Genomic DNA, 13616 nt, shown 5'->3' with positions numbered 1-13616 from the left:
ATGTAAGAGAAGGAGATGAAGTAATGGGATTACATGAAGTTAGCTTTTGGGAGATGATTCTACGCTCGACAATATCATTTTTCACCATACTTGTCCTGGCAAGAGTTATTGGAAAAAAGCAATTAAGCCAATTAACCTTTTTCCATTACATTACTGGTATAACGATTGGGTCGATTGCTGCAGAAGTATCAACACAAGTAAAAACACCTTTTTGGGATGGATTTGTATCACTAATATGGTGGGCTTTATTAACCATACTCATTAGTTATATTTCGATGAAGTCCACTAAAGCAAGAGTCTTATTTGATGATCGTCCGACAATTTTAATTCAGAATGGAACTATTATTAAAAATGGGATGAAAAAAGCAAGACTACATACAGATGAGCTATCCATGCTCCTTAGAGAACAAGGGATTTTTTCGTTTGATGAAGTTCTATATGCCGTATTTGAAACAAATGGAGAGTTAAGTATTTTAAAGAAACCTTCTAAAAGTACTGCAACAAAGCAGGATGTTAAAGCAGATATTACTATCCCACCATTTATGCCGACAGAGGTAATTTCGGATGGGAAAATAAATACTAAAAATCTAATCGAGCTAAACTTAACCGAGGAATGGTTACTTAACAAATTAAAAAAGAAAAATATTAAAAGTGTCGAGGAAGTTTATTTTGCTCAAGTTCTTGAAAATGGATCACTCTATATCAGTTTAAATAATGGGGGCACTGTAAAATAAAGCAGCTAATCTAATTGAAAAGGACTATTGATAACCCTTTTAGGGGAATCAATAGTCCTTTAATTTTAAAGTAGTGATTTAATATCATCATAATATGGTAAGGCAGTTAAAGCCCCGGCTTTTGTTGAAGCATATGCCCCTAGTATATTTCCTATATTTACACACTTTTTCAACGCCTCTTGATCCGTTGGAAGTCCGTTATAGTGTACATACCTTAGCACACCTGCCATAAAGGCATCCCCTGCACCAGTTGTATCTACAGGTTCAATTTCAATAGTTGGAACATGGGTAACCTCACCATTTAAAACTGCATATGTTCCATTGGCACCTACTGTTACTAATATGATTGGAATGGACAATTCACCTAAGGCCTCTAGTCCACTTTGTAAGTCCTCTGTTTTAGTTAGAAATAGTAGTTCTTCATCAGCCAATTTTAATATATCAGCATTTTTAAAAAATGAACGAATGGTATTGCGACAAGTATCAGCATCGCTCCATCGTAATGGACGTATATTTGCGTCTATTGCAATCATCACATCATTTTTTACTGCAAGCTCAACACTTTTTCTTGTCGTTTCTAATGCTGTCGGATGAAACATTGTCCCTGAACAAATATTTAGCACAGAAGCTCTTTGAAAAGCTTCTTCATTTAACTGGTCAGGCGTTACTTGTATATCTGGTGTTTCATCAATATAATCCTTAAAAATACGTTCACAAGCGTCTGTTAGATGCACATAAACACCACTAACTCTCTTTTCAGGAGTATAGATTGCATAGTCTAAATCGACACCTTCTTTTTTCAACTCAGATCGTACAAATTCTGAAGTTTCATCATTGCCTGTTACCGTAATTAGTGCAGATGGTGCACCAATTCGACTTAAACCTGCAGCCACATTAATGGTTGCTCCACCTAAATATTTAGTGAATGATGTATTTGTTACATCATCTGCTATATAATCAACAAATGCATCGCCATATACGAGAACAAATTCCTTTTTTGAATGAAGCATCAGCTGTTAACCTCCAAAAAGTTTCTTCTTATTAGATTAACATAAAGCTATTTCACAATAAAAATTTCATATAATTCAAACATTCTAAAATCTAATTTTTGTTCAATAATTTGTTATACTTTACACGAAAGGAAGCGAGCCTAAATGTCAATATACATTCGTAACGCAAATCTAGAAGACGCAAATCAAGTTGCACCTTTAATCTATGACGCAATTGGAGAAATTGCAAAACGTTTAACAGGTGAAACTATTAAGCATAAAATTATTGATCAATTGGAGTTTTTATTTTGCCAAAAAGATAACCGTCATTCGTATTTAAACACATATGTAGCAGTTCAAGAAGAAAATCCAAACGTTGTATTAGGGATTCTCGTACTGTATAGCGGTGAGGATGGCTTGGCCATGGATCTTTCCTTACAAAAATGGTTGCAAAACAAAAACACTAAATTAATACAAATTGATCAAGAAGCACATTATGACGAATTTTATGTTGATACTATTTGTGTACACGATAACTATCGAGGATTAGGCATAGGCACAAAACTTTTACATTTTGCTGAAGAAGTGGCAAGCCAAAAAGGCTTTACTAAATTAGCACTAAATGTTGAAACGGAAAAGGTGAATGCCCGACGTTTGTATGAAAGAATCGGATATGTCGTGGTCGAACCTTGGACAATCATTGGTGAACCATTTCATCATATGGTGAAAAAAATATAAGAAATGTGGTTTAATGCAACATGAAATACAAATTACTTTATCCAATACTGATTATCATTGCTTCTAGTAGTTATGGAATACTTTCCACCATCGTAAAAGTAGCAATGAATCATGGTTATACATCTGCTGAAGCTACAGCAAGTCAATACGTAATTGGGTTCTTTTTAGCATTGATTTTGTTTTTAATTACCCAAAGGAAACTACCTAAAATAAGTCGTTCTGGCTTAATATTTATTATTTTTGCCGGATTATGTACCGGTACAACTGGAATCGTTTATAACCAATCATTAAATTACTTACCAGCTTCCCTTGCTGTAGTTCTACTTTTCCAGTTTACTTGGATTGGGATGCTGATCGATTGTTTACTTCGCAAAAGATTACCAAGCAGACCACAAGTTTTTGCTTTAGTTTTTTTATTTTTAGGGACGATTTTTGCAGCAGGAATTATTGATGTAGACTTATCATCAATTCCATGGCAAGGATGGGTATTCGGTTTATCCTCCGCAGTCAGCTTTTCTATTTTTATTCAATTTAATTCACGTCCTGTAGAAGGTGTTTCAACTATTACTAGGACTTTACTCATGTCATTTTTCGCAGTTTTGTTAATAAGCCTATTTACTTCACCTGAAATTATTTGGAACGGAAAATTATTCGGTAGTGAATTGTTGATTTTTGGTCTCATATTAGGGGTTTTCGGAATTATTTTGCCAATTCTCCTATTCTCAATTGCGGCTCCAAAGGTGGGTGGCGGTTTAACATCTATTTTAAGTGCTATGGAATTACCTGTTGCTATATTTGCTTCAGTAATCGTATTAGGTGAAACTTTAACATTCCTACAAGTTATGGGAATTGTTCTAGTCATAATCGGGATGGTACTGCCAACTGTACTAGCCCAAAGAAAAAAGTCGGTCTAACATTTATTATGTATAGGCCGATTTTTTTATTTACGAAAAAAAAGTCGATAAATTAATCAACTCATTGTATTGTATGCTTATGATATACATATAGAGAATTTAACGAAGGAGACTCTTTAATGTTTCAAGATTATCAAAGTAAAATTTTTGAACTTGAAGGGTGGCATTTCCCTTCAAATAGTTATCGTCAAATGGTATTACAACCTGCCTATGAAGAAGCGAAAAAGCATTTTCTACATTCGATGATGCAAATTCATATAGCCCATTTAAAAATGCTTGAGGAACAACAATTAGTAACAAAAGAAGATGCTAAAAAAATAGGTCAGGCACTCTATAAAATTGACTTAGATTACTATAAACAAAGAGATTACAATCCAAAATTCGAAGATTTGTTTTTCCGTATTGAACATAAATTAATAGAACTTGCCGGTGATGTAGCTGGGAATCTGCATATTGGAAGAAGTCGCAATGATATGGGCATTGCAATCTATCGTATGACTTTAAGAAAAAAACTGTTATTACTAATGAACGAATTACTAACACTACGATCTTCCTTGCTGGTATTTGCCCAAGAACATGTTGAAACGATTATGCTCGGATATACGCATACTCAGCAGGCTCAACCAACGACTTTAGCTCATTATATAAAGGCTGTAATTGATCAATTAACCCGTGATTTTAAACGACTTCAAGCTGCATACAACACGATTAACAGCAGCAGTATGGGGGCAGCAGCACTAACGACAACAGGATTTAATATTAGCCGCGCACGAATGGCTGAATTATTAGCCTTTGATGAAATTATTGAAAATGCTTGGGATGCAGTTGCAGGCGCAGATTATATAGGTGAACTAGCGAGTGTGATCCAACTTGCTGCACTAAATCTTGGACGTACTTCACAGGACTTTCTACAATGGGCTACTCAAGAATTTAATGCTTTTAAACTAGCAAGCCCATATGTGCAAGTAAGCTCCATTATGCCCCAAAAGAGAAACCCCGTTTCAATCGAGCATACCCGTTCATTGCTTTCAGCTGTTGTAGGTGATGCCTCGACGGTTCTGCAAATGATTCATAACACGCCATTCGGGGATATTGTAGACACTGAAGACGATATGCAACCGTACCTATGGCGAGCAATGGAACGTTTACGAGGAATTTATAACCTTTTTGGTAACATCATAGTTACAATGGAAGTGAACAAAGAGCAATTATTTAGTCGTGCAAAAAAGAGTTTTGCAAACGTCACAGAATTAGCTGATACACTTGTACGATCTGAAAAAATTTCTTTTAGGCAATCCCATAGCATAGTTAGTAGTAGTGTTCGCTCACTACTTGAAGATCAGAAAGAATCACTGGAAGAACTCACATGGGAACTTATCAATGAAAAGTCTATAGCACTGACTGGTAAACCATTAAAAATCTCTAAGGAACAATTTTACTTAGCGCTAAAACCAGGTTATTTTGTTGAAATTCGTTCGCTTTACGGTGGACCGGCTCCAGATACGATGCGAAAGTCATTACTTCAGGCAAATGCCGTATCCCCACTTCTTGAAAACTGGGTGAAAGATAAAGAGAATCGTATTAATCATAGCGAGCAGCAGCTGTTAGCATTTTTAGAAGGTTGGAATAAATAAATGAATAAAAATCGACTCGTCATGGCCGTTGATGGTGGAGCAACAAAAACAACTCTCGTAATCTATTCAAAAGATCAGGAGAAACTTTTTGAGAAAACATCAACAGGCTCTAACTATCACGCAATTGGAACAGAAAAGGTTGAAAAAGTAATCACTGACTTATTGCTTGATGCATATCAAGCAATCCCTCATGAAAATATAGAAATTGTGGCTTTTGCAATGGCGGGGATTGATACAGATTATGACCTATCAACCGTAAAGGCAATTATTGAAAAAGCTTTTAACAATGTTCCTTTTCATATCCATACAATCATTGTAGAAAACGATGTTCTATCAACTTTAAAGGGGATTACTGCGGGGAAACCAGGTGCGCTGATTTTATCTGGTACCGGTTCTATTGCTTATGCCATTAATAGTGAAGGAACTATCGTTCGTACCGGTGGATTTGGTCACCGCGCTGCAGATGAAGGTAGTGGTTATTGGATAGGTCAGCAAATTATTCGTGCCGTAGTCAAATGTGAAGATGGCCGTTCTAAAGAACATACTATACTTAAAGACCTATTATATGAGAAATTACAAGTTAACCATCTAGGTGAAATGTTAACCTGGCTTTATCGTTCCGAATATACAAATGCTCAAGTAGCAGGTATTAGTTCAATCCTTATTGATGCAGTGAATCGCGGGGATACAATAGCAAAGGAAATTGCACTTAATGCAGCCCTAGAACTAACCAATTTAGCCGAAACAACACTACAGAAAATTAATATAACAAATGAGCCATTCACACTTTACTTAAATGGTGGTATTCTTCAAAACCATTCCATCATACGAAGACTATTTATTGAAAACATGAGGAGAAGTTATCCAAACCTATCTTTTGAGTTATGCAAAGAACAACCTATTCAATATATCGTTAATCGAGCATTATACGAAATGAAATAAAAAGAACTGCAGCCACTAATAGCATGTGGTTGCAGTTCTTAATCTTTATTGTAACGCCATTTTCTTCAACCCATCAGGTGTAAAGAAATACAAATAGGCATCTTCTATAAACAAATTTTTAACTTCTGTTTGATATAATGTGGACTCATCAGTTCCATCAGTACGTATTTTTGATAAATAGGCTCCATTGGAGTAGTTACTAAAGTATAACCAATCTCCATACCCTACAATATATTGAGCACGACTATCAGTTACTCGCTCGCTGACTCCTGTATTCAAGTCGACACGGTATAATATGTTATTGTCTTCTAAATTGCTGTAATACATATATCCATTTAACTCATATGCATGATCAACCTGTTTCATAAATGCGTATTTTGCGCTATTTGATTCTGGATAATTTGTCTTTTCCCATGCATGATCTAGTTTCATCTGAGCATCGTTAATTAGAAAGTATTTATAACTAACTGTATTTTCGCGGTCTGGAACAGGGTCATTCCAAGTTGTATCTAAATGGTACCATTCACCATCTACCTTTACTAGATTCCATGCATGCCCTCCAGTATAAACTTCACCCACTACATATTTAGATTCAACCCCTAATTCTTGTAGCAGTTTCAAAGCAAGTAATGCATATCCTTGGCATACCCCTTTTCCCTCACTTACAACCGCGCATGCACTATGTGGGCTAGCATTTGTGTCTTCACTATATGATGTGTTTTTCACAATATAATCATTTACAAACTTAACTTTTTCAAAATCAGTCATGCTCTCTGGCTTTACAGTAGAGAGAATCTCATTTACTTCGACATTTACTAATACTTCTTGTTCAGGATCTGTTAAGTATTGTTGATACACATTTATTTTTGCACTCATTAATCCATATTCATATTCAATCTTCCGGTCGGAAAGATGGCCTTCGATATACTGGTCTTTACTTACGGCATCAGAGATAGCCTGTTCAATAATATGTTCAATGTCACTTGTACTACCTTTATATTGGATTTCAAATTCAGTATCCCAATTACTAAAATGATAGTAAAATGCATTTGTCAATTCTTCTACACTCTGAACCTCATTTTGTAGAGTAGAATTCTTTGTTGTATTAGAAGTAGTAACATTCGATAAATTTGACTTAATATTATTTACCCCATCTGAAACTACTGTTATGATTTCACTTGTTGCATCAGTAATTTCATTGGAATGATCATTTAAAAAATTAGTTAAGTCATTTAACAGTCTTGGGCCGTGATCGTAAGCTGGTTTTATTAATACTATTAATAGTACTATGAAAGTAATTTTCTTTAACATAAGAACACCTCATACTTAGGTATCTCTAATTATTCATCTTTATATTCATATTTTTCTCCAAAAATTTTCTTTAATAGCAGATGACCATCTTCTTTCATCTCATCTGTAATAGAAGAATAGATTGTTGATATTGCTTGCATGATTAAAAAAGCATCATCAGCTAATCCTACTGCTGGAAGAAAGTCAGCTATTAAATCAATTGGTAAGATAAAATAACCAAGCACCCCTGCAATAAGCAATTTATCTTTTTTAGGCATATCAGGGCTTTTAATTGCACTAAATAATGTGGCTGCACCATGTAATGCCTTAAATCCTAATTTCAAACCACTAAACTTAATTTTAGTTATAAAGTTTTTAGGTGAATAGTGTTTTTCTTTTCCACTAACAGCATCTAATTGGAAATCTTCTTTCATAAGGGATCCTCCAAATCTATTTCTTATTAGATTATTCGAATTTTTGCTTTGCTTTATTTTACTATCTTAATCTAGTATAACGCTTATCTGACAATCTAGCACATATAGAAAAGCCCGAGTAGCGCCATAGTAACGTACTCGAGCTTAATAATGATTAATTTTTAATTTACACCTTGTGCTAATTTTTCTTTAAACACATTTATTGCTGCATCAATATCTACATGTTTATCAAGCTCATGTAATACCTCGCCAATTTCACTAAGCGCTCTTTCAAGCATATCTGCGGTCGTATTCCCCATATGGCCAATACGGAAGGCTTTTCCTACTAGATGTGCTAAAGCACCTGCAACGATAATCCCTCTTTGTGAAAGCTTTGTTCGGAACAAAGCATCATCAACACCTTCTGGATATAAAAGACAACTTAAAGTTGGTGCAGCAACAGCTTCACTAGCTAATGGCGTCATTCCATATGTTCTTAATGCCGCACGGATAGCCTGACCGTATGCAATATGACGTTGTTCTCTCTTTTCGATTCCTTCTTCTAAAACAATTTTTAATGCCTCATTATATGCATAGATCATATTCACTGGTGGTGTAGCAAAATATTTTGATGGGTCCTTCATAATTGGTATCCAGTTTTGAATGTCTGCGTAGTAAGCAGGTATATCCCCTAATGCCTTGCGTGCATCAAGAGCCGATTGGTTAAATGCAATAATTGCTAACCCTGGCGGTACACCTATTGCTTTTTGAGAACCAGTTAAAACGACGTCAATTTTATATTCTGGATTGCCATATGCTTTGCTCATGTTTTCATCCAAGGCAGCTGTGGCAACGACGCCATCTACAATAACAAGAGCCCCACTATGTTTAATAAGTGGTACCAGTTGCTCTAAATCTGAAACTACACCTGTTGATGTATCTGCATGAGTGATAGTGACAGCTTTATATTGAGTTTCTTTTAATTTTTCTTCAACTAATGCAAGATCTACCTGTTTACCCCATTCTGCTTGTAGAATGTCAACTTCGATTCCAAAAGCCTTTGCTAATGGTGTAAAACGATCGCCAAAATACCCATGGCTAATTACAAGTAATCTTTCCCCTTTTCCGACGGTATTTACAATTGCCATTTCCATTGCTAATGTACCTGATCCTGCAACGATAAAGACCTCTCCATCTGTTTTTAATAGTTCTTTTGTTTGTTGAAGTGCATTTTTAAATATTTCGACAAAGCGTGGATCTGTATGGCCTCTCGTTTCGTTTGTAAGTGCATCATATATTTCATCGACTACAGGCGTTGGCCCTGGGACTAATAAAATATCTTGATTTCTCATAATAATCTCCTTTGCTATCAATAGTTCTTTATTCTATCTTTCTACAAACTATGTAACTATCCCTCTATTTATAAATAGAAAGATGAATATTATCTTGTTATAGGTAGAATATATGGCATTTCGTAGCAAAATAAAGAAAGTCTTACGTGCCTATTAGACCTCGTAAGACTTTTTCATAACAAAGGATTATTAGTATTAGCTTATTTTCTCATAACCTGGCAAAGTTAGAAATTCTACAAACTCATCTTGATCTATCAATGATTTAAATAATTCAGCGGCCTCATCATATCTGCCACTTTGATATACTTGCTCCCCAACGCTATTTTTAATTTTAGCAAGTTCTTCTTGGAGAATATCATATACTAATTCCAATGTTACTTTACGTCCATCATCTAAAATTCCCTTTTCATGACGAATCCATTGCCATACTTGTGTACGAGAGATTTCTGCTGTTGCTGCATCCTCCATTAAGTTATTAATTGGAGCAGCACCATTTCCTCTTAGCCAAGAAGCAATGTATTGTACCCCTACGCTTGCATTAATACGAAGACCTTCCTCTGTTATCGTCCCCTCTGGAACAGCTACAAGTTCCTCTGCAGTAACAACAACATCTTCACGTTTCCTATGGATTTGGTTAGGTGTTTTCATAACAGCATCAAATTGCTCCATTGCAACAGGTACTAAACCTGGGTGTGCCACCCAAGTACCGTCATGACCATCTGTTGCTTCACGACGTTTATCTTCGCGTACTTTTTCAAAGGCCATTTCATTAGCCAGTGAGTCACCCTTAATTGGAATTTGGGCTGCCATTCCTCCCATAGCTGGCGCATTTCGTTTGTGACAAGTCTGAATACATAAAGAAGTATATGCTTTCATAAATGGTACGGTCATCGTTACTTGGCCACGATCTGGTAAAATCACATCTGGTTGATTTCTTAATCGTTTTATATAGCTGAAAATATAATCCCAGCGACCGCAGTTTAATCCTGCTGAATGTTCTTTTAACTCATAAAGAATTTCATCCATTTCAAAAGCAGCTAGAATAGTTTCTATTAACACAGTAGCTTTAATTGTACCTTGTGGAATCCCTACATAATCCTGCGCAAAGACAAACACATCATTCCATAAACGCGCTTCTAAATGACTCTCCAGTTTAGGTAAATAAAAATATGGACCCGTTCCTCGTGCTAGTGCTTCTTTCGCATTGTGGAAGAAGTAAAGTCCAAAGTCAAAGAAGCTACCTGACATTGGTTCATTATTGACGAGAACATTCTTTTCAAGCAAATGTAACCCTCTTGGACGAACTAATAATACAGCTGAGTTCTCTTTTAGTGAATATTGCTTACCAGTTCCAGGTTGAGTAAATTGGATGGTTCTTCTTATTGAATCACGCATATTAATCTGCCCTGCAATCATGTTTTCCCAAGTTGGTGTTGATGCATCTTCAAAACATGCCATAAACATTTTTGCCCCAGAATTTAAAGCGTTAATAACCATTTTACGGTCAACTGCAGGACCTGTAATTTCAACTCTACGGTCTTTCAAATCTTCTGGAAGTGGTGCAATTGTCCAATTTCCTTCTCGTATTTCTATTGTTTCTTTAAGGAAGTCAAGCTTTTCTCCAGCATCTAAATTTTTTTGACGTTCCTGTCTATTCTGCAACAATGTCTTTCTTCGCTCATTAAATTGAACATGAAGATTGAAAAGGAATTCTAGTGCTTCTGGAGTTAGAATTTCCTTTGCATCCTCAGATAGTTCCCCAACGATTTTTAGCTTTTCTGAAATTGCATGTTCCATTTAGAAATATCCCCACCCTTAATTGAAATCGTAAAAACGGCCTTGATAAAAGGCACTCTAAATTTAAGTATGTGATGTGATATAAACTTATGCGCTTTTAACCAAGGCATCATCTGTTTTTACAAACTTTAAAAACGCTTTGACTTATTCTGTTTGAACTTAAACGAATTGCTCCGCTTCAGTTGAGCCAGCCATTGCAGTAGTAGATGATGTTCCACCTGAAATTGTTTGAGCAACTTCATCAAAGTAGCCTGTTCCAACTTCGCGTTGATGTCTTGTTGCAGTATAACCTTTCGATTCTGCAGCAAACTCTGCTTGTTGTAATTTAGAGTAAGCAGCCATGCCATGATCTTTATAATCGTGGGCAAGTTCAAACATAGAGTAATTTAATGAGTGGAATCCAGCTAAAGTAACAAATTGGAACTTGTAACCCAATTTTGCAATTTCACGTTGGAAATCGGCAATCTCTTTATCAGATAGCTTTGCCTTCCAGTTAAATGATGGTGAACAGTTATAAGCTAACATTTTACCTGGGAACTCAGCATGTATTCCGGCTGCGAATTCACGAGCTTCTTCTAATGATGGATTTGATGTCTCACACCAAATTAAATCAGCATAAGGTGCGTATGCTAATCCACGAGCAATTGCTTGTTTAATACCTGCTTTCGTTTTGAAGAACCCTTCTGGAGTACGTTCACCAGTTATAAACTCAGCATCACGAGGATCAATATCACTTGTGACCATATCAGCAGCATCTGCATCCGTTCGTGCAATTAATATTGCCTCTACACCTAACACATCCATCGCAAGTCGTGCAGCTACTAAGTTGCGGACTGCATTTTGAGTAGGAAGCAATACCTTCCCACCTAAATGACCACACTTTTTCTCTGAAGCTAGTTGGTCCTCCAGATGGACTCCAGCAGCCCCCGCTTCTATCATTCCTTTTACAAGTTCAAATACATTTAATGGCCCTCCAAAGCCTGCTTCAGCATCAGCAACGATTGGTGCAAACCAATCAAACCCATCATTTCGCCCTTCAGCATGATCAATTTGATCTGCTCTTTGTAAAGCTTGATTTATACGTTTTACTACTGCTGGAACAGAATTTGCAGGATATAATGATTGATCTGGATACATTTGGCCCGCTAAGTTAGCATCAGCAGCCACTTGCCAACCAGATAAGTAAATTGCCTTCAAACCAGCTTTTACTTGTTGAACTGCTTGATTACCTGTTAACGCACCAAGAGCATTAACAAAATCTTCTTCATGTAATGACTTCCAAAGTCTTGCAGCACCACGTTTAGCTAAAGTTTGTTCCACAACTACCGAACCTTGTAACCTTACTACTTCTTCCGGACTATATGGACGTGTAATTCCCTTCCATCTTGGATTTTCTGCCCAGTCTTTTTTAATCGCTTCAATTTTTTCTTGTCTTGTTGACATGTAAAAATTCACACCTTCCGCAATTTTTCAATACACTCTATTAATATATAAAAAATTTAGAATTCTGTTCCATAACAGGTGTATTTGTTGTAAATTAATATATAACAGCATGAGTTTATTTTCATTATTTTCTGACAAAAGAGTTAAATATTAGGATAGAATAGTCTATTTTAAGGATGACTCAAATTTTCAAAGGAGAATGGTTTTATGAAGATGAACGATTTAAATCTTTGCGGGGATGAACTGAATCAACTTTCAATAATTTTGCAAGATTGGGTTCCTAAAGAAGCCTCAATTATTATTGCAACTGGTGAAGATTATATTTTCACCTTGTTGAGTAAACAGCACTCAAATTTAAAAATCCAGAATATGATTAAAGAAGAAAGTGTTGCGGCAAAAGTACTTAAAACGAAGATTAAATCAGAGTTTGTGGATAATTCCATCTTTGGCGAGCCGTATCTAACAATTGGGTACCCTATTTCTATCGACCGAAAGGATGCTGCACTAATTATTGTTTTACCTTCATCTCCTATTGAAAAGCGTGAACCCTATCAATTCTTGACAGGGAAAAATGATGAAGATTGGACACCCGTTCCCATCGATCAAATTTTTTATATCGAAAGTCTCCAAAAACGAACTTGGTTTTATACAAATAGCGAACAGTATAAATCAAATATAACGTTAAAAGAGCTACAGACAAGATTACCAAATTGTTTTATTCGAATACATCGTTCATATATTTTAAATATATACTTTATTAAAAAAATAACTAAAGATATTGCTTCAAACTTTGTTATTGTGTTAAAAAACAATGTAGAATTGCCAGTTAGTCAATCGTACATTAGCGAGTTAAAAAAGATATTAGAATTTTAATAGTATGCAAAAAAACAATAATGTGGTGAGAGTGCAGAGTTTATTTTTTTGATTATGATCACATTTGCGAATAAACAAAGTATTCATGGGACCGCTTCTAATTGAATTGATCTTCTTAAATAAGGATAGGTTCTGGATGATAAAACCTATCCTTTTTAGTATCGAATTTTTGTGCAAAAAAGTGGTGCTTGCTGTGGTACTACTACCTATTCCCAATACAGACTATTCAATGCTTTTAGGGCATCTCATCTTTATTTTTCATCTATACTGGCATATAAAATTGGCTTTCGTGACAACTCAGCTTGATTTTCCCTCTATACTGTCACTTAAACTTGGCTTTCGTGACAACTCGGCTTAATTTTTCAACTCTACTGTCACGTAAAGTTGATTTTCGTGAAAACACAAACAACATAAGTAATCCGAAGTATACTTTTATAGGAACTATAAACAAAATAGAGTAGGGTGACCATTTTCATGGCCACCCCCTCATCAAACCG

At 35.6% G+C, this 13616-nt stretch carries 12 protein-coding genes; 6 read left to right on the top strand and 6 right to left on the bottom strand.

The window, feature by feature from the left end; all coding sequences use genetic code 11:
- The first annotated feature begins 23 nt into the window (after positions 1-23).
- Complete coding sequence (locus CD29_RS17005; RefSeq protein WP_235801861.1) at positions 24-734, top strand: DUF421 domain-containing protein; 711 nt, start codon at positions 24-26, stop codon at positions 732-734.
- A 65-nt stretch (positions 735-799) separates the two neighbouring features.
- Here CD29_RS17005 and CD29_RS17000 read toward each other — a convergent pair whose 3' ends face one another.
- On the bottom strand, positions 800-1744 hold the full coding sequence (locus tag CD29_RS17000; RefSeq protein WP_036189630.1) for a carbohydrate kinase family protein: 945 nt from the start codon (positions 1742-1744) through the stop codon (positions 800-802).
- Between the two features lie 144 nt (positions 1745-1888).
- On the opposite strand from CD29_RS17000, the gene CD29_RS16995 reads away from it, so the two are divergent.
- The 4 genes from CD29_RS16995 to CD29_RS16980 all read left to right on the top strand — a co-directional run bounded on the left by CD29_RS16995 (position 1889) and on the right by CD29_RS16980 (position 5951).
- Positions 1889-2461 carry a GNAT family N-acetyltransferase gene (locus CD29_RS16995; protein WP_036189629.1) on the top strand — a complete coding sequence of 191 codons (573 nt, stop codon included), beginning with the start codon at positions 1889-1891 and terminating at the stop codon, positions 2459-2461.
- A gap of 20 nt (positions 2462-2481) precedes the next feature.
- A complete protein-coding gene (locus CD29_RS16990; protein ID WP_036189628.1) occupies positions 2482-3375 on the top strand; it encodes an EamA family transporter in 894 nt (297 codons plus the stop codon).
- Between the two features lie 119 nt (positions 3376-3494).
- Positions 3495-5009, top strand: a complete 1515-nt coding sequence (argH, locus tag CD29_RS16985) for an argininosuccinate lyase (RefSeq protein ID WP_036189627.1) — start codon at positions 3495-3497, stop codon at positions 5007-5009.
- A complete protein-coding gene (locus CD29_RS16980; protein WP_036189626.1) occupies positions 5010-5951 on the top strand; it encodes an N-acetylglucosamine kinase in 942 nt (313 codons plus the stop codon).
- A 45-nt stretch (positions 5952-5996) separates the two neighbouring features.
- On the opposite strand, the gene CD29_RS16975 is transcribed toward CD29_RS16980, so the two are convergent.
- The 5 genes from CD29_RS16975 to aceA all read right to left on the bottom strand — a co-directional run bounded on the left by CD29_RS16975 (position 5997) and on the right by aceA (position 12246).
- Positions 5997-7262 (bottom strand): transglutaminase domain-containing protein, encoded by a 1266-nt coding sequence (locus CD29_RS16975; protein WP_036189625.1) that lies wholly within the window; start codon positions 7260-7262, stop codon positions 5997-5999.
- A 29-nt stretch (positions 7263-7291) separates the two neighbouring features.
- Complete coding sequence (locus CD29_RS16970) at positions 7292-7675, bottom strand: YkvA family protein (protein WP_036189623.1); 384 nt, start codon at positions 7673-7675, stop codon at positions 7292-7294.
- Positions 7676-7836: 161 nt separating this feature from the next.
- Positions 7837-9006, bottom strand: coding sequence for a pyridoxal-phosphate-dependent aminotransferase family protein (locus CD29_RS16965; RefSeq protein ID WP_036189621.1), 1170 nt, complete (start codon positions 9004-9006; stop codon positions 7837-7839).
- A 195-nt stretch (positions 9007-9201) separates the two neighbouring features.
- On the bottom strand, positions 9202-10803 hold the full coding sequence (gene aceB / locus CD29_RS16960) for a malate synthase A (protein ID WP_036189618.1): 1602 nt from the start codon (positions 10801-10803) through the stop codon (positions 9202-9204).
- Positions 10804-10962: 159 nt separating this feature from the next.
- Positions 10963-12246, bottom strand: a complete 1284-nt coding sequence (gene aceA, locus CD29_RS16955) for an isocitrate lyase (protein WP_036189615.1) — start codon at positions 12244-12246, stop codon at positions 10963-10965.
- A 207-nt stretch (positions 12247-12453) separates the two neighbouring features.
- Here aceA and CD29_RS16950 point away from each other — a divergent pair, with 207 nt between their 5' ends.
- The gene (locus CD29_RS16950) at positions 12454-13119 is read left to right on the top strand and encodes a LytR/AlgR family response regulator transcription factor (RefSeq protein ID WP_036189612.1); all 666 of its coding nucleotides are present in this window, start codon (positions 12454-12456) and stop codon (positions 13117-13119) included.
- The last annotated feature ends 497 nt before the right edge of the window (positions 13120-13616 follow it).

It is taken from the genome of Ureibacillus manganicus DSM 26584, from assembly GCF_000772945.1.
In the GTDB taxonomy this organism is placed as follows: Bacteria; Bacillota; Bacilli; order Bacillales_A; family Planococcaceae; genus Ureibacillus; species Ureibacillus manganicus.
Note: the sequence above shows the minus strand (reverse complement) of the source record. Positions and strands in the feature narration are given on the sequence as shown.